Source organism: Lachnospiraceae bacterium oral taxon 096 (assembly GCA_018141845.1).
Classification (GTDB): domain Bacteria; phylum Bacillota; class Clostridia; order Lachnospirales; family Lachnospiraceae; genus F0428.
In genome coordinates, this window is sequence record CP073340.1 from 742,960 (window position 1) to 761,174 (window position 18,215).

The following is an 18,215-nucleotide window of genomic DNA, read 5'->3' on the forward strand; positions in this document are numbered from 1 at the left end:
TAGATCTTGATGTCATGTATTTTGATTTACAAAAATAAAGGGAAAATATGAAAAGTAAAAAACATAAAAAAATTCAAGTTAAGCAATTGGGGTTTTCAAAATCAAATCGAGATGTCCATTTGGATCTACTCAAGGCATTGGCCATCACAATGGTTGTATTTTTTCATAATGCTCAGCTCAATCCCAATGGTATTATAGACAATGCACTGATGATGTTTTGTAATAGTGCGGTTCCTATTTTCTTTATGGTGACAGGGGCAGTACAATTGACAAGAGAGGGCACAGTTGACCCCAAAAGGCATATAAAAAAAGTGATGGTTCTCTATTTTTATGTGATTTGTTGGAAAATGATTTATGCCATTTTTATGCATTTTTTTTACCATGTACATATTGATGGCAGCCTTTCAAATTTGGTCAATTATGTATTTTTATTTCAGGAAGTTCCAGGAGTGAGCACAGGACATTTTTGGTATTTTCAAACCTTAATTGCAATGTATTTGATTTTGCCTTTACTGAGGATTTGTAAAGATGAAAAAATAATAGGATATCTTATGTTGGTTCTCTTTGGATTTTCAAGTGTGGTATTTGATTTGGCATTATTTTTTCAATTTATTGGAAAAATTACAGGAAAAAATATTCCAAATGCCCTGTTGCTGACACAAATGAGTCCATTTCATCCGACATATGCCATCTATATCCTATGTATGTTTCTTGGAAAATGTATCTATGAACAGAAAGGAAAATGCTTTTGCTATAAAAAGGTGGCACTTTTTAGCATTGGTCTTGGACTAGTGGGATTAATGGTGATTAAGTATATTCAAAGTGGAGTGTGGACTTGGCAGGGAGTGCATATTGTGAGCGGATATTATTATTGCTCGACATTGCTGATCGCATCGGGAGTGTTTATTTTCTTTGTTGGGAGAAAATCAATATCAAAAGTAGAGTATTGGATTGGGAAAAATATCGGTCAACACACATTGGGCATCTTCTTTTTGCATATTTTAGTCTATACAATCTTGGAGCATATTTTATACAAAAAAATAGCACCGTTCAATCACTGGTATATTAATATTATAGAGAGTGCCGTTATTGTGGGCGTTTCTGCGATGTGTGCAGTTATATTTGAAAAGGTAAAGATATTTGTGTTATCAAAAAGATATAGGAGAGGAAAGAAGAGATGACATTACAGCAATTAAAATATGTAATAGCTATAGCAGAATGTGGCTCGATTACTTCAGCGGCTAAGAAACTTCTTGTGGCACAGCCAAGTCTGTCAAAATCTGTTTCCGAACTGGAAAAGGAAATGGGCATTACAATATTTTTCAGAAACAATCGTGGAATTTATCTTTCGGATGAAGGCACAAAATTCTTATCTTATGCACGCCAAGTGGTGGAACAGGCCGATTTGTTGGAACAGCAGTACAAGGAAAAAGGGAATATATGTCGAGTATTTTCTATCTCGGCCCAACATTATGCCTTTGTGGTTAATGCATTTGTCGCACTGGTAAAGGAGTATGGTGAGAATGAATATGAGTTTACTCTGAGGGAGTCGAGAACAAACGATATTATTGAAGATGTAAGGTACTCCCGCAGTGAGCTTGGTGTTTTATTTTTAAGTAAGTTCAACCGTGAAATTATACAGCGCATTGTAAAAAGTGCAGACTTGAAATTTGTTTCTCTGTTCACAGCAAAACCTCATGTCTTTGTCTGTAGAAATAATCCACTTGCGACAAAGGATAAAGTGACATTAAGTGACTTAAAGCCCTTTACTCGCTTGACTTATGAGCAGGGAATGAATAATTCATTTTATTTTTCAGAAGAGCTTCATAGCACAGAGGAAAGTTCAAAAAATATTATCGTTACTGACCGTGCCACATTGTTTAATCTTCTTATTGGGCTTGACGGATATACGATATCCTCAGGCATTTTAAGTAGTGATTTAAACGGAACAGATATTGTGTCTATTCCGCTTGAAAGTGATGAAATAATGGAGATTGGGTACATTGTACAAACGGACAGACCGCTCAGTAAAATTAGTAAGCACTATTTGGAGCATTTACAGAAGTATATTGAAGATTATCGCTCATAGTATAAAGTAGGTTATCATTATTTGTGGACAAATAGTGTTATGGATGATCAAGGAACATTATATATAGCTTTTTGATATGTCTAATCATTGGAAATGAGTATTAACACATAACAGTCTGTTCGTGTTATATTACAAACCGTAAAATATGTGAAGACTTTTGTATTTTAATAAAATTTTATGTTAGGAGATATCATTATGCGTACTTCTATTATTGGTCATCCAAGGGTAGGCTCTTTGAGAGAATTAAAATTTGCTACGGAAAAATATTTTAGAAGAGAGATTTCGGAGGAACAACTGCAAAATGTTGCTAAAGAAATAAGAAAAAATGCTTGGATTGCTCAAAAAAATTCAGGTCTTGATTTTATTCCTTCCAATGATTTTTCATTCTATGATCATATGCTGGATACAGCTGTGCTGTTCAATATTATTCCTGAGCGTTATAAAGACTTAAAACTTTCTTTTCTTGATACCTATTTTGCAATGGCAAGGGGATATCAGGGTGAGGCAGGCGATGTGAAGGCATTGGCCATGAAAAAGTGGTTTAATACAAACTATCATTATATGGTTCCAGAGATTTCGGACGATATAGAAATCAAATTAGTTGGCACAAAGCCATTCGATGAATTTTTGGAAGCAAAGGAATATGGAGTTACAACAAAGCCTGTTGTAATTGGTGCTTTTACACTATTGAAGTTGATTCGTTATACCGAGAATAAGACATCAGAAGCGTATGTGGATGCAGTCATTTCTGCTTATTGTGAGTTGCTTAGTAAGTTTAATGAACTTGGTGCAGAGTGGGTACAGTTTGACGAACCATATCTTGTTCATGATGTAGACGACGAAGATATTCACTTATTTGAAAAACTCTACAATGGTATTTTACTTGTAAAAGGAAATGTAAAGGTATTACTTCAGACTTATTTTGGTGATGTGAGGGATTGTTACAAAAATATTTGCACACTTGCTTTTGATGGCATAGGACTTGACTTTATTGAAGGCAGACAGACAAAAACTCTTCTTAAAGCTAATGGCTTCCCAAAAGATAAACTTCTTTTTGCAGGTGTTGTCAATGGCAAAAATATTTGGAGAAATAATTACAAAAACACATTGGAAATTCTCAATGAGTTGAAAACATATGGTATTGAAACAGTTATTGGGACATCTTGTTCTCTTCTCCATGTTCCCTATACCTTGGAAAATGAAGTTAAGTTACAGAAAAAATATAGAGATCACTTTGCCTTTGCACTAGAAAAGTTAACTGAGTTGACAGAATTAAAGGTGCTTTCTGAAACTGATTATACTCATTCAGAATTTTACATCAATAATGAAAAGCTGTTTCAAGGTAGACCAGATTGTGATGATGCAAAGGTGAAAAAGAGAACAGCTGAGATAAAGAACAGTGATTTTACAAGATTACCAGAATTTTCAGAGCGAGAAGCGATACAAAAGGCTAAATTCAAGTTGCCAGAGCTTCCAACGACGACCATTGGTTCTTTTCCACAGACTGCTGATGTAAAGGCCAACAGAACAGCATTTCGCAAGGGCAGTATTACACAACAGGAATATATAGAGTTTAACCGCAAGAAGATTGCAGAGTGTGTGAAGCTACAGGAAGAGCTTGGACTTGATGTGCTTGTTCACGGAGAGTATGAGCGCAATGATATGGTGGAATATTTTGGCGAGCAGTTAAATGGATACTTGTTTACTGAAAAAGCATGGGTACAGTCCTATGGCACTCGCTGTGTGAAGCCACCGATTATCTGGGGAGATGTTTCAAGAAGTAAGCCTATGACAGTGGAATGGTCCACCTATGCACAAAGCCTTACAAACAGACCAATGAAAGGAATGCTCACTGGTCCTGTTACAATTCTCAACTGGTCATTTCCTCGTGAAGATATTTCTATTAAGGAAAGTACCAATCAGATTGCACTTGCTATACGTGATGAGGTGCTCGATCTTGAGGCAAATGGTATCAATGTTATTCAAGTGGACGAAGCAGCTCTGCGTGAAAAATTGCCATTGAGAAAAAGTGATTGGTACAGCGAATATCTTGATTGGGCGATTCCTGCCTTCCGCCTTGTTCACAGTGGTGTAAAGGCTGAAACGCAGATCCATACTCATATGTGTTATAGTGAATTTACAGATATTATTAAGGCAATTGACGATATGGACGCAGATGTTATTACCTTTGAGGCTTCACGTTCAGATCTTGAGATTTTGGATTCGCTGAAAGAAAACCACTTCAAAACAGAGGTTGGTCCAGGCGTTTATGATATTCATTCTCCAAGAGTTCCATCTGTGGAGGAAATCAAAACTGCACTCTACAAAATGCTTGAGAAGATTGATCGCAGTAAGTTGTGGGTAAACCCTGATTGCGGATTGAAGACAAGGGGAACCGACGAAACAAACAAGAGTCTTAAGAATCTTGTGTATGCAGCAGAGGAAATTAGAAAAGAGAATTCAGAAATATAGGGAAGTAATAGATAGAGTGATTTTAGAAAATACAGAGAAATGCAGTCTGATGGCGAGTCGTTTCTCTGTATTTTTTATAAAATTCAATCGGTTACAGCAATTCCTTTTTTTGTAGTTCCCAGAAGGCGATTGCACTGGCAGCGGCGACATTGAGGGAGTCGATGCCAGTGGCCATGGGGATAATGACATTGTAATCTACAGACTGAAGGGTAGATAGGGAGAGTCCATTTCCCTCGTTGCCTAAAATAATGGCGAGTCGTTCTTTGGTTTTGAGTATTGGATTGTCAATGGAAATGGAATTGTCAACCAATGCCATTGCCACAGTGCAAAATCCAAGGTCTTTTATCTCTTTTAGATAGTCACTGTCGATGTAACCCCAAGGAATTTGAAATACATTTCCCATGCTGACACGCAGACAGCGCCGATATAGTGGGTCGCTACAATTTTTTGTGAGCAGTATTGCGTCGATATGTAGAGCGGCTGCATTGCGAAAGATGGCACCGACATTAGTTGGATTGACAATGTCTTCTAAGATGGCGATGCGTTTGGCCAAGGCACAGATTTTTTTGATGGAGTTAGTTTCTTTTCTTTTGAACAGACAAAGAGCACCTCGTGTCAAATGAAAACCAGTGAGCGAGGTAAGAAGAGCATCACTTGCCGTATAAATCGGCAATGTTTCGGGGAGAAGGTCAAGAAGAGCCTTACTCTCAGCATCGATGTGGTCTTTATCAAGGAGCATGGAGACAGGAGTGTAGTCAGCATTTAGGGCACGAGTAATGACCTTTGGACTTTCAGCAATAAAGTAGCCGAGGGGATTGGGGGCATTGTATTGTGAGAGTTGGTGTTCATTGAGCTTGGTGTAAAATAAAAGTTCTGGTTGGCTTAAGTCGTGGATGGGAATCAACATATTTTGTAAATCTCCTTATGATTTTTCTTTGGTTTCTTTGTTCGTGGATGTATTGATTCTATTGAGTTCGATGGCGAGATAAAATAGGTTGGCCTCTTTGAATTTTCTGGGATTTAGACCGGTCTTGTCTTGGATGCGATTGAGTCTTTGTTGTACTGTATTTTTGTGCAAGTACAGTCGAGATGCTGTATTTTGCAGGGACATATCTTCGTCATAGTAGGTGTGTAAAAATTGGATATCATCTTTGGTGAGGTCCTTGAGAAGTTTTTTGGTAAATTCTAGTCTATGGGTGCTAGAGATTCCTGTCAGAAGAATTTCTAGGGAGAGTTCATCAAAGAGTGCGTAAGTTTGCTTGGTATTTCGAATGGCATCGAGGGCGATGGTCGAGGAGTCCCAGGCTTCTTTTATATTTTCTAGAGGTCTTGCCATACCAAGAGCAAGTTGAATAATATTTTGGTTTTCACTGGCAAACTGAGTAAATTTTTCAAAGTGACTTTGAAAGGTCTGATTTCGAATCAGAGCAATAAATTTATTGGGATAGATGTAAGCAAATACACTTTCATTGAGACTCGCTAAAAATCTTTGAATATCTTGTTCCAACAAGGAGATATTGACGAGATTATAGCGAGTGTTGACCTCAATAGTGACAACCCGAAAAATATCGGATGGATGGAGATGAAAGGTATGGAGGCAATCAAGAAAATAGAGATTCTTGTCAAGTCCTTGGCTTTGCAGGGACTGAATGACATAGAGCTTTTTCTCGTCCAATGAGCGATGAATGGCAACCAGTTCTTTTTCATGTAGGAGGATATGGGAAATGCGTTCAGCGAGGTGTGCAAATCGTGTGACCTTATGGACATCACCAGAGATTCCCACGATGGCAACCATTTCTCTGTGATAGTAGATGGGGATATTGATCCCTTTATGTGTGCCAAAATAGGTGTTGTCGGAGTCAACCTCAATGGTCTTTCCAGTGCTTGCCACTTGTTTTCCGATTTCATGAAAGGTGCCAATGCGAGAGGGATCGCTTGAAGCGTAGATCATGCCGTCAGTGGTAATAAAATTAATGTGATATTGACACACATCGTGAATGGTATCTACAATCTGTTGTGCCAATGTCTTAGAAATACTCAGAAACATACTCACCTCTATATTATTTATACTATAAAATATTGAAAAATATGCTCTAATTATAGCTTATAGACTATATAAAAACAAGTTTGAATACCTTATGATAGAAATATAGACAGTAGATAGAGATTGTAATAGAAATTTGGAAATGGTATGAGTTGAAAGTGAGGAATTGGTAGAATGAAGATTGTGACAGCGATTGATTCGTTTAAGGGAAGCTTAACCTCAATAGAAGCAGGGAATGCAGCGGCATTGGGAATTTATCATGTGGATCCATCTATTCAAGTGGAAGTTCGACCATTGGCCGATGGAGGCGAAGGAACCGTGGAGGCTTTGGTTGCAGGAATGAATGGCACTGTAGAAGAAATTACAGTGACAGGTCCATTTGGAGAACCAGTCAATTGTAAGTATGGTATTATCCGTGACACAATGACGGCAGTCATTGAAATGAGTGCAGCCGCAGGCATTACACTCGTTTCCAGGGACAAATTAAATCCGCTCTTTGCAACAACTTATGGTGTGGGCGAGACCATTTGTGATGCAATTCAAAAGGGATGTCGAAGATTTATTGTTGGCATCGGTGGAAGTGCGACAAATGATGGTGGAGTAGGAATGTTACAGGCACTTGGATTTGAGTTTTTGGATCGAAGTGGAAATGCAATTCCATTTGGTGCGGTGGGACTACAAAATTTGGAGAAGATTTCTGCAGAGAATGTGTTAAACGAACTAAAGGAATGTACATTTCGTGTGGCGTGTGATGTGACGAATCCACTCTGTGGACCAAGCGGTTGCAGTGCAGTGTTTGGACCACAAAAGGGAGCAACACCTTCTATGGTTGAGGATATGGACGGATGGCTTGGTCACTATGCTACGCTTGCAAAAGAAGTTTTTCCAAGTGCAGATGCAAAGTATCCAGGGACAGGTGCAGCAGGGGGATTGGGTTTTGCTTTTCTGACTTTTCTTGATGCCAATCTTCAATCAGGAATTGATATTGTACTCGAGGAGACAAAACTTGAAAATTACATTCAAGATGCAGATCTTGTGATTACTGGTGAGGGAAAATTAGATTTTCAGACGGCGATGGGAAAGGCTCCCGTCGGTGTGGCAAGGCTAGCAAAGAAATATAATAAGCCAGTGATTGCCTTTGCTGGTGCAGTGACAAAGGATGCAGGGGAGTGCAATAAAAATGGTATTGATGCCTTTTTTCCAATTATACGAGAAATTTGTACACTGGATGAGGCAATGAAATCAGAAAATGCCAAGCAAAATATGGCATTAACTGTAGAGCAGGCAGTTCGACTCTTTTTGGTTCAAAAATAAAGATAAAGGTTGGAAAAGAGATATGGATTATAGTTTTACAACCATAGGTGCTTTGGTTGGAATGGCAATAGCTATTATTTTGATTATTAAAAAATTTCATCCAGCATATAGTTTGATTGTTGGGGCATTGATTGGTGGACTCATCGGATCAGGTGGAAATATGAGTTTGACAATTACCACGATGACCGATGGGGCAAAGAGTATGATGACTTCGGTTCTTCGCATTATGACTTCGGGAATGCTTGCTGGAGCATTAATTAAGACGGGGTCAGCAAAAAAGATTGCACAGAGCATTGTTCATGCACTTGGAAAACAAAGGGCATTGATTGCCGTAGCCATTGCGACAATGATTATTTGTGCGGTTGGTGTGTTCATTGATATCTCTGTTATTACTGTAGCACCGATTGCCATGGCGATTGGCAAGGAGGCCGGATACAATAAAAAGTCGCTCTTGCTTGCTATGATTGGTGGCGGAAAGGCAGGCAATGTCATTTCACCAAATCCAAACACCATTGCCGTTTCGGAGGCATTTAAAGTTGACCTCACCTCGCTGATGGTGAGAAATATCATTCCTGCCCTCTGTGCCTTGGTGGTGACGATTCTTTTGGCTTCCATTTTAGCAAAACAGAGTGGAGTGTTGGTTTCAGATAGCGATCTTGAAAAAAGTGATGATGAGACCTTACCTAGCTTTTTGGCAGCCATTGCAGGACCGGTTGTCGTTATTATCTTATTGGCACTTCGTGTGATTATTAAGGTGGCTGTAGACCCAATGATTGCTCTACCTGTGGGAGGAGTGGTGTGTACTTTGGTTACTGGAAAGATTACAAAGTTTGGTCAATTTGCAGAATTTGGACTGGGTAAGGTTACAGGGGTATCCATTCTATTGCTTGGCACAGGTACAATTGCAGGAATTATTAAAGCCTCTGCACTTCAAATAGATGTGGTCAATCTATTAAATTTCTTGCATATGCCAGCATTTTTGCTTGCACCGATTGCAGGAATTTTGATGGCGGGAGCAACGGCCTCTACAACAGCGGGAGCAACGGTTGCCTCGCAGACATTTTCAGGGGTAATTTTGTCCCAAGGAATACCAGCAATTGCTGCAGGTGCAATGATTCATGCAGGTGCAACAGTGATTGACTCTCTTCCACATGGCTCCTTCTTCCACGCAACAGGTGGTGCTGTAAATATGGACATTTCCAACCGAATGAAGTTGATTGTCTATGAGGCCATTGTTGGATTGACAACAACTGTTGTTGCCGTATTAATGTATGTAATTATTCATTAGAATTGACAAAAAAATAGTAAATAAAGACTGACTTTTGAAAAAATCTCTCCTTATTGGCTAATGGGAGAGATTTTTTTGTGGATTTATGGGCTTTACGAAAGTCAATAAATAGGTTAAAATACAAGCGTCAAAACTTTAACTGAAAACCTAGATTTTAGAGAAAGAGGCTATTATGAGCAAAAAGACAGTTGTTTTATGCATTATGGATGGACTTGGATTGAGAGATGGACATGACCATAATGCAGTTTTTGAAGCAAATACACCAAATCTTTGTGCATTGACAAAGGAGTATCCATTTGTCAAGGGACAGGCAAGTGGACATTATGTTGGACTTCCAGATGGACAGATGGGAAACTCTGAAGTTGGACATATGAATATGGGTGCTGGTCGCATTATTTATCAGGAGCTCACAAGAATTACAAAGGCCATTGAGGATGGAGACTTCTTTGAGAACAAGGCATTGATGGAAGCAGTAAACAATGTTAAGAAGAATAACAGTGCATTACATTTGATGGGATTGGTTTCCAGCGGTGGTGTACATAGCTTTAATGGTCATATCTATGGCTTATTGGAGCTTGCAAAGAGAAATGGCTTGGAGAAGGTCTATGTTCATGCCTTCCTCGACGGAAGAGATACACCTCCAACTTCAGGTGTGGAGTTTATTAAGGAACTTGAAGAGAAAATGGCAGAGCTTGGCGTTGGAAAGGTTGCCAGTGTGGCAGGTCGTTTCTACGCAATGGACAGAGATAATCGTTGGGATCGAGTTTCTGCGGCATACACAGCCATTACAAAAGGTGCTAAATTAGAAGACAGTGCAGTAAAGGGAATTGAAGATTCCTATGCAGCAGGAAAGAATGATGAGTTTGTTGAGCCATTCTCAGTAAAGATTGATGGCGAGGCAAAGACAGTTAAGGACAATGATTCTGTTGTATTCTTTAACTTTAGACCTGATCGTGCAAGAGAGTTGACTAGAGTATTCTGTGTCGATGATTTTGATGGCTTTGATCGTGGAAAGAGATTACATACAACATTTGTGTGCTTTACAGACTACGATGATACCATTAAAAATAAATTAGTGGCATTTGAAAAGGAAGAGATTAAGGATACCTTCGGTGAGTTCTTGGCAAGCAAGGGATTAAAGCAGTTGAGATTAGCTGAGACAGAAAAATATGCCCATGTGACCTTCTTCTTCAATGGTGGAAAGGAAGAGCCAAATGAGGGAGAGGATCGAATTCTTGTCAACTCTCCAAAGGATGTGCCAACCTATGACTTAAAGCCGCAGATGAGTGCCGAGGAAGTTTGCAAGAATCTTGTCGATGCGATTAAGAGTCACAAGTACGATGTGATTATTGTCAACTTTGCAAATCCAGATATGGTTGGTCACACAGCAGTGGAGTCAGCAGCAATTAAGGCTGTTGAGGAAGTGGATAGCTGTGTGGGAAGAGCAGTCAAGGCCATTAAGGAAGAAGGCGGTGTGATGTTTATCTGTGCTGACCACGGAAACTGTGAGACTCTGGTGGATGAAAAGACAGGAGAGCCACATACAGCACATACAACAAATCCAGTGCCATTTATTCTTGTCAATGCCGATCCAAAGTACAAGCTCAGAGAGGGCGGAAGACTTTGTGATATCGTGCCAACATTGATTGAGGTGATGGGATTGCAAAAGCCAGCGAGCATGACGGGCGAAAGCTTATTGGTGGAGAAATAAAAAGATAAAAATAGCGGGGGTGTGAAATTTTATTTTCACACCCCCGTTTTTCATTAAATCAGTGTCGATAATATATACAAGAGAATAATCTGTATCCATCTATTTTTTCGGAAGATATAAAAGAGCAAACCAAGTCTTAAAAAATTTGAATTGGTTTTGCCTTATAGACAAAAATCATAGAGTCAAACATTTGGCTTGGCTTAACTTTGATGCGGCTACTTTGGTTCGGGAATAATCTCATCATCCACATATAGCCTTCGCCGACATCGCCCATTCGCATGGGGCTGTGAATGAGCTGATAGATCTTGCTGTTTTGATCGGTAATGGCAGAAAAATCGAGGAAATACTTACCGTCTTTGGCAAATCGAGCCTGTGCGGCCAGTGGGTCGGCAGAAATAAATTTTTGAATACTGCGTTCTCTTGCCTCGAATGTCTTGATGTTGTCAGTGACCTCCCAAAAATCAGTTCCGATGGCATAATATTTTTCGCCCAAGTCTCTGGATAAAATCACTCCCATGGTATCGCCCATGATTTTCGAATAGATAGATTTTCCGATATGTCCATTGTGTGCGGCAATGAGCATCTTTCCCGATCCAATTTTTTCCTCAATTTTTAGCAAAGTTTCTACATTTTTTGCCATATCTGCATCTCGACTGTTTGATCCATCTGCGGTGTTGGCATTTTGACTTGGTGTCAAAAGCCATGTATTGGCTGCTTGAGTTACCGAATTGATTTCCAACGCTGCGTCTCTGTCATCGTCAATGGAAGGATTATAGTTTCCCATTTTATTACGGACTCCTCGCAGAAAGTCAACTACTTTTTGTGCATTTTGTGCGTCGAGTGTGATGCTCTCGTTTCCGAGGACAGAATCAAATTCCTCTTCAGTGGCATAGCTGTGGGACAGACAATAGTGCTTTAGAAAATCATAACTTGTCTCTGGGTTTTGCATATCAAATCCATAGAAACGCAATTTCTTGTCTTGGGGTGCAGATTGATTGTAGTCGTGCATCCACTGAATTAGATTTTTCATTTGTTCTGTGTGATAGATGGGAAAGGAAAAGTTTTGAAGCATTTTGTCAATACTTCCTTCTTTGCCCTGAATATAGCGATTGATGGTTGCACACTCGCCATAGTCAGCTTCGAGAGCAAAGGCGGTAAATCCATCTTCTTGAACTAACTTTTTTAGCACATCTAATTTGAGTTCTTGGAAGTCGCTGCTGCCATGTGCGGCCTCACCAATGGAAACAAGTTGAACTTTTGGACTGATCTTGAGTGCATCGATGGGCTGGATGAATTTTTCAATGTTGGCAATTTTTTGATGTGCTTGAATATTTTCAAAAAGAAGGGTGATCGAGTAACCGAGCACCAAAACAAAGATAAGACAAAAAAGAACAATAAAAATTCTTTTGACAACCTTTAATATCTTCATGTTTGTTCTCCCTCCCTGATCTCTACATATTGAGCTTGTTTTCCATAAGCCAAGAGGAAAGGAAATAAAATACAACAATAATCACAATATTCCATACAGCTTGGGCGATGCTCTTTGCAAGCACAGCACTAGGCCAAGGAATATAACTGGAAATAATTCCAAATAAAATATTTAATCCAATAAAGATAATAATGCTCAGGATTAAACTTCCTTTCTTTCCACGCAAGACACTCGCTTGTAATACCACAGATAAGAAGGCATAGGATAAAATAGAGAGCCATGAAATTCCTGTATTAAATAGGGAATTTGCAATCTCATCATAGTGAATCTGAATTAGAGGAAATTGATTAAGAGCCTCTTTCAACTCTGGGTACTTAGCTGAGAGAATGCCAAGGTCAATGGTAGCAACAATACTAAAGAATATAACGCCACATAAAACAATGATAATGCTGTGTAAAACTTTTGCACCCAAGATTTTTTTTGAGCTATTTGGGGTCATAAAGAGCATATAGCCAGTGGTGGAGGTTAGCTCTTGATTGAGGGTAAATACACAAAACAAGGAGCTGACCAAAATAGAAAATGGTGCAAATAGGGTGAGCATGACAATGGCATATCCAGTAAGTTGTTGTTTGTCCGTGAGAAGTAAACCAATGAGAAATAGAACTTCAAGAATAAGTGTTACGGCAAGAACAAGCATCATTGGAACTTTTGACTTCTTCATTTCATATTTTAATAAATTTAACATAATCTTCTCCAATCTGTATTATTGCATCAGCTCGCGGTAGCGGTCACTGAGTGATTTATTGGCTCTAAGGCGAAGGCTCTCGGTGTCACAAACTTCAAGAAGATGACCGTCGCGAATAAAGATGGCACTGTCAATAAAGCTTTCCATTTCTTCGATAAGATGAGAGGAAATAATAATGGCATTGTCTTGGCGAAGCGATTGAATAATGGTCTTTGCAATCTCGTCTCGAGTAATCAAATCAATGCCATTAAATGGCTCATCAAGTAGATAGACCTTGGCATTTCTAGAAAGAGCTGCAGCAATTTTTGTCTTGGCATTCATACCAGAAGAAAGCGTCTTTAACTTTTGTTTTGGTGTAAGCTTCATTTCTTCAAGTAGAGTGTGGTAGGTATCTAGAGAAAAGTCAGGAAAAAAATCTTGATAGTATTGGCCAACCTCTTCGATACTCATCCATGGATAGAAGAAATTTTCTGTCGGTGCATAGGCGATATCATTTCTTGTTTGAATATCAATTTTTCTTCCCTCCAGGGAAACACTTCCTGAAGTGGGTTTGACTAGCCCTGCACAAATTTTCATCCAGGTACTCTTTCCGCTTCCATTTGGTCCAAGCAATCCATAGATATGTCCACCAGTAATTGTAAAGTTTAGATCAAAAAGAACTTGCTTTTTGATATAGGACTTTGATAGTGATTTTGTCTCTAGCATTGAGAATCCTCCTGTTCTTTGAGCATCGCAAGGATTTCATGATCAGAAAATCCAAGGGAATGCATATTTGTCAAAAATGATGTGATGTAGCTGAAAGCTTGTTGTTTTTTGATTTCTTCTACCATTTGCAAGTCGTCATTGATAAATGTTCCTAGACCACGTTTTGTGTGGCATAGTCCTTCTTGCTCGAGCACTTGATAGACTCTCACGGCAGTATTGGGATTAATCTTATATTGGATGGCTAAATCCCGACCTGAGGGGAGTTTGTCTCCCAAGCAAATTTCACCAGAGATAATTTTATTTCGAATATCTTCGGCGACCTGCATGTAGATTGGCATGCTGTTATCATATTGCATTGCAATCCTCCTTTGCTCTAGTTTCTTACTTCACTAGTAATATAGTACACTAATTCTGTATTGTCAACAACTTTTTGAAAAAATAAGTAGAGATAAAGTACTTGACGACTTTTATAGGAATATGCGATAATATGGGCGGTTAGGACATACTAATTTTGCGCGTAAATAAATTATTGTAGAAAGAGGTTTGTATGAAGAAGAGTACAGCATTTTGTGTGTTATCTGTGATGGTGGCAACAGTTATGGTTGGCTGTGGTTCAAAGGGAAATACGAATAGCACAGAAAGTAAGAGCGAGAGTAAGGCAGAGAGCAAGAGCGATGCAACAGCAGAGCAGACAAAGGCCGCAGCATCCAATATTGGCAATGCAGATTATGTCTATGCAAAGATCAATGTTCCTTATGCAGATTATTACTATGGTGAGGTCAATAATATTGCACCAGAAGAAAATCCAGCATCTCTCAAGGCAAATTTGACTGCACCAGATGCAGTAAAGGATTTGCGTGCAGCAGGTCAATATGACAGCGTAAGTTCGGTGACTGCACAAAAGATGAAGTCGTTCCCAGTGGCAGACAGCGAGGCCGTTGGACAGGGATCACAATATAAGGGTGTAGTTGGTGTCAATGTGGCGATTTCAAAGTCCCTCTATGAGGACGCAAAGAAGGCCATTGAGGAGAAGAAGACGTCAGAGAATGCACTTCTTACTTTGGTTGGCGAGATGACAACGACTACCGATACAACACCTACAGAGTATAAGGTACTAAATTCAGATGGAACACTTTCAAAGACTGTTGGAAATGTGACAAAAGATGATAAGGCAAAGGCTGAAATTACATCAACTTCAAAGTACGGCAATTATCAAATTGATCTGTCTGATATTAATTTAGATATCAAGAATGTACAGGGCGTTTTGCTTGAGACAGATGACGGAAAGAAGTATGGATTGGAGCATTTGGAGAATATTTGGGTAAAGCCTGCGGAGTTGGCATTTGCTGTAGAGGCCTTTAAGGAAAATCATGGCAATGATGTTGACTACTTGCGCTATGCTGATATGCAAGGAAAGACCATTAAAAAGATTACCTATCTTTTGGCTGATGCCGATGACATCGAAGTGGATACTTCTTTATATGTGACTAAGAAGGCACCGGATGGCTATAAGCTCACTGGAGATGAAAAAGTAAATTATGCTGCCGATGGCACAAAGATCAACTACAAGTTGGAGACAGCCGATACAAAGTATAAGCTATCTCGCATTATCTATAAGAATTCTAATGTCAAGTGGACAGCCGATACAAGTACAGATGGTGTAGTGGTATTGCCAAAGGAGGCTGGTCCTGGAAAGTATCAATTGATTTTCTCCAGTGATACTTATAATGACCTTTCGATGACGGTAACGGTTGATTCAGGATTAAAAGAGGGCGACATCAAGTTTGAGAACAACGCCATTGTGGTTGCTGACAATGCTCAAAAGATTGATGCAAAGATGTATTTGGATGGTATCAATTCTGCGAAGGTCAATGACACCGAATATAAGGGCGGCAAGGGAAGAAGATTTGGAAAGAATGCCTTTAATGAGGATGGCAGTGTGAAGTTAGATGCAGCGACAAAAGGTGATGATGGTGAAAAGCCAATCTTTGCAAGTGGAAAGAATACAGTCACACTGAAGGCTGATGGTTACCCAGATTTTACATTTGAGGTGAATAAGTAAGTGAAATTAATTTGCTGTATGATTGTAGTGCTGGCATTATTTTGGTTTTTGAGTAAAAAGACCAAAAACCCAGATGTTGGTCTCTACATTGGAAGTATTGTCTTGGCTCTTGTCTCTGTGCTTGTGCCAAGCAAGAGCTTACCTGCACCACTTAGCTATTTCTTTGTACAAATTTTACAAAGAGGCGTGTTGGCTGGAGCCTTGTTTATATGGGTAATGGTTGCGTCGGTATGGCCAAAGGGTGAAATAAAGACAGTGACAATGAAGATGCGTGCACAGATGGCCATTTGTGCTTCGCTTCTTACGATTATCCATAATTTTTCCTATGGAAAGAAGTACTTTGTGTTGCTCTTTACAGGGGCAAAGATGTTGCCATATCAGGTTATAGCGACTTGCTTTTCCTTGATAATGATTCTTCTTTTGATTCCATTGACCGTGACATCCTTTAAGTCTGTTCGAAAGAAGATGAAACCGAAGTTCTGGAAGAAGTTGCAGAGCTTGTCCTATATTTTTTATGGGCTTTTGTTTGCTCATATTGTCATGATCTTTTCTGGACCAATTCGCATGGGAAAGGTAAGTTATATCTTTGATGTGCTTGTCTATGCAATCATCTATATCGCCTACTTGGTATTGCGAATAAAGAAGTATCCAGCAAAGAAAATGAGATATATCGCACTGATATGTGGCATTATTTTGCTGGCGGCCTACAGTTGTAGTGGACTGTTTTCTGCACAAAAGGTCAACCAGACCAATCAAACGGAGGCGACACAGGCAAAGGAAGCCAGCGGATATAAGGATGGCTCTTATGAGGGCAAGGGCATGGGCAACAATGGAAATATTGAAGTTCGTGTAACTGTTGAGGGTGGAAAAATTAAAAATATTGAAGTCACCAAGGAAGTGGACGACGAAGAATACTGTAATGATGCAGAAAAGTGTGTTCTTCCTGCAATTATAGAAAAACAATCGCCAGATGTCGACACGGTCAGTGGCTCAACCTATAGTTCAAAGGGCTTGATCGATGCAGTGACCGATGCATTGTCCAAGGCCAAGTAGCAAAAGATCCCACAAGCTCAATTGATTTGAGCTGTGGGGTCTTTTTATAGTTTGAAAAACTCTGACATTGTGCTAAAATAAAAACATAAGTTAGTATGTTGTTGGTTTGAGAAAGGAGTACTTATGAGGAAAAAATTATTTTTTGGAGCAGCACTGGCAACAAGTGTGTTGGCGATGGCTATGCCGACTTTTGCATCCAGTGGAGGTTGGAAGAGAGATAAAGTTGGTTGGTGGTATCAATTTTCCAATACTTCCTATGCAAAGTCAACTTGGTTAAATCTGAGCAATGTCTGGTACTATATGGACGGTTCAGGTTATATGAAGACAGGTTGGCTATATGAAGGTGGAAGTTGGTATTATCTCGATCAGACCAATGGAAATATGCTTGTGGGATGGGTGAAGGTCAATGGAACTTGGTATTTTTTAAATCCAGCAAGGGGCGGTCGAATGGATGCCAATACCTACACACCTGATGGCTACTATGTAGACGCCAGTGGAGCGTATCAGCCAAGTGGAAGACCACAGACAACCACAAGGACGACGAGCATTGTAAAGACTTATCGATCTAGTGGTGGTAGCAGTTCAGGCGGTTCATCAGGTGGCAGATCATCAAGAGGCTCAAGAAAGTCAAATCGATCAAGAGGCAGTTCAGGAAGCACAACACAAACAGTAACACCGATACAGCCAACGGTAAGGCAGACAACGGCACCAACACAGCCAACAGCAAGACAGATAGTGCCGACACAACCGACTACAAGGCAGACAGTGCCAACACAACCGACCACAATACAGACAGTAGCACCGACACAGCCAACCACAAGGCAGACGGTAACACCGACACAGCCAACGACAATACAGACGGTAGCACCGACACAGCCAACGACAAGACAGACAACAGCAGTGCCAACGCAGAACAATCTTTCAGCTGAGGACAAAGAAAATGCAGTGATTGCTTTGGTCAACCAGGAAAGGGCAAGGGTTGGACGCAGCCCAATACAAAAGGACGATGGATTGACAAGGACAGCTGATATTCGTGCCGAAGAATTGGCCACTACATTTTCACACAGAAGACCAGATGGCAGTTGGTGTTATACTGCTTTTCCAAGTGGTTTTATGGCAGAGGCAGAAAATATTGCATCAGGTGGAACAACGGCAGAATTTCCAATGAATATGTGGATGAACTCTACAGGTCACAAGGCAAATATTTTGGGAGACTACGATTCGATTGGCGTAGGTTTCTATGAGAGAAATGGACATACCTACTGGGTACAGGTCTTTGGAAAGAGATAATCGTTTATAAAAT

Annotated in this window: 15 protein-coding genes; 9 read left to right on the forward strand and 6 right to left on the reverse strand. The window is 39.7% G+C overall.

Translation table 11 applies throughout. The annotated features are described in order from the left end of the window. The first annotated feature begins 47 nt into the window (after positions 1-47). From J5A74_03770 to metE, 3 genes are all read left to right on the forward strand, one after another. Complete coding sequence (locus tag J5A74_03770; GenBank protein ID QUI96438.1) at positions 48-1,181, forward strand: acyltransferase; 1,134 nt, start codon at positions 48-50, stop codon at positions 1,179-1,181. After that, positions 1,178-2,089 (forward strand): LysR family transcriptional regulator, encoded by a 912-nt coding sequence (locus J5A74_03775; protein ID QUI96439.1) that lies wholly within the window; start codon positions 1,178-1,180, stop codon positions 2,087-2,089. Before J5A74_03770 ends, J5A74_03775 begins: the two co-directional genes overlap by 4 nt. Before the next feature lie 195 nt (positions 2,090-2,284). Further along, positions 2,285-4,561: a 5-methyltetrahydropteroyltriglutamate--homocysteine S-methyltransferase gene (gene metE / locus J5A74_03780; protein ID QUI96440.1), complete on the forward strand. Its 2,277-nt coding sequence runs from the start codon at positions 2,285-2,287 to the stop codon at positions 4,559-4,561. Positions 4,562-4,652: 91 nt separating this feature from the next. On the opposite strand, the gene J5A74_03785 is transcribed toward metE, so the two are convergent. Both J5A74_03785 and J5A74_03790 read right to left on the reverse strand, forming a co-directional pair. Then, positions 4,653-5,468 (reverse strand): RNA methyltransferase, encoded by an 816-nt coding sequence (locus tag J5A74_03785; GenBank protein QUI96441.1) that lies wholly within the window; start codon positions 5,466-5,468, stop codon positions 4,653-4,655. A 15-nt stretch (positions 5,469-5,483) separates the two neighbouring features. Beyond that, a complete protein-coding gene (locus J5A74_03790; GenBank protein QUI96442.1) occupies positions 5,484-6,608 on the reverse strand; it encodes a helix-turn-helix domain-containing protein in 1,125 nt (374 codons plus the stop codon). 171 nt (positions 6,609-6,779) lie between these two features. Between J5A74_03790 and J5A74_03795 the strand changes: the two genes are divergently transcribed. The 3 genes from J5A74_03795 (at position 6,780) to gpmI (ending at position 10,918) form a co-directional block, all read left to right on the forward strand. Then, positions 6,780-7,919 (forward strand): glycerate kinase, encoded by a 1,140-nt coding sequence (locus J5A74_03795; protein QUI96443.1) that lies wholly within the window; start codon positions 6,780-6,782, stop codon positions 7,917-7,919. Positions 7,920-7,941: 22 nt separating this feature from the next. After that, the gene (locus tag J5A74_03800) at positions 7,942-9,207 is read left to right on the forward strand and encodes a GntP family permease (protein ID QUI96444.1); all 1,266 of its coding nucleotides are present in this window, start codon (positions 7,942-7,944) and stop codon (positions 9,205-9,207) included. A 172-nt stretch (positions 9,208-9,379) separates the two neighbouring features. Beyond that, positions 9,380-10,918: a 2,3-bisphosphoglycerate-independent phosphoglycerate mutase gene (gene gpmI, locus J5A74_03805; GenBank protein QUI96445.1), complete on the forward strand. Its 1,539-nt coding sequence runs from the start codon at positions 9,380-9,382 to the stop codon at positions 10,916-10,918. Between the two features lie 136 nt (positions 10,919-11,054). On the opposite strand, the gene J5A74_03810 is transcribed toward gpmI, so the two are convergent. The 4 genes from J5A74_03810 to J5A74_03825 are packed head-to-tail and all read right to left on the reverse strand — an operon-like array spanning position 11,055 to position 14,153. Further along, positions 11,055-12,347 carry an erythromycin esterase family protein gene (locus J5A74_03810; GenBank protein QUI96446.1) on the reverse strand — a complete coding sequence of 431 codons (1,293 nt, stop codon included), beginning with the start codon at positions 12,345-12,347 and terminating at the stop codon, positions 11,055-11,057. A gap of 22 nt (positions 12,348-12,369) precedes the next feature. Next, entirely contained in the window at positions 12,370-13,092 is a 723-nt protein-coding gene (locus tag J5A74_03815) for a hypothetical protein (protein QUI96447.1), read from the reverse strand. Positions 13,093-13,110: 18 nt separating this feature from the next. Next, the gene (locus J5A74_03820) at positions 13,111-13,797 is read right to left on the reverse strand and encodes an ABC transporter ATP-binding protein (GenBank protein ID QUI96448.1); all 687 of its coding nucleotides are present in this window, start codon (positions 13,795-13,797) and stop codon (positions 13,111-13,113) included. Further along, positions 13,791-14,153 (reverse strand): GntR family transcriptional regulator, encoded by a 363-nt coding sequence (locus J5A74_03825; GenBank protein ID QUI96449.1) that lies wholly within the window; start codon positions 14,151-14,153, stop codon positions 13,791-13,793. The genes J5A74_03820 and J5A74_03825 overlap by 7 nt, the downstream gene beginning before the upstream one ends. Positions 14,154-14,344: 191 nt before the next feature. Here J5A74_03825 and J5A74_03830 point away from each other — a divergent pair, with 191 nt between their 5' ends. From J5A74_03830 to J5A74_03840, 3 genes are all read left to right on the forward strand, one after another. Then, entirely contained in the window at positions 14,345-15,859 is a 1,515-nt protein-coding gene (locus J5A74_03830) for a DUF1533 domain-containing protein (GenBank protein QUI96450.1), read from the forward strand. After that, positions 15,860-16,912, forward strand: a complete 1,053-nt coding sequence (locus tag J5A74_03835) for an FMN-binding protein (protein QUI96451.1) — start codon at positions 15,860-15,862, stop codon at positions 16,910-16,912. It abuts the gene before it with no gap. Between the two features lie 123 nt (positions 16,913-17,035). Beyond that, positions 17,036-18,202 carry a hypothetical protein gene (locus J5A74_03840; protein QUI96452.1) on the forward strand — a complete coding sequence of 389 codons (1,167 nt, stop codon included), beginning with the start codon at positions 17,036-17,038 and terminating at the stop codon, positions 18,200-18,202. The last annotated feature ends 13 nt before the right edge of the window (positions 18,203-18,215 follow it).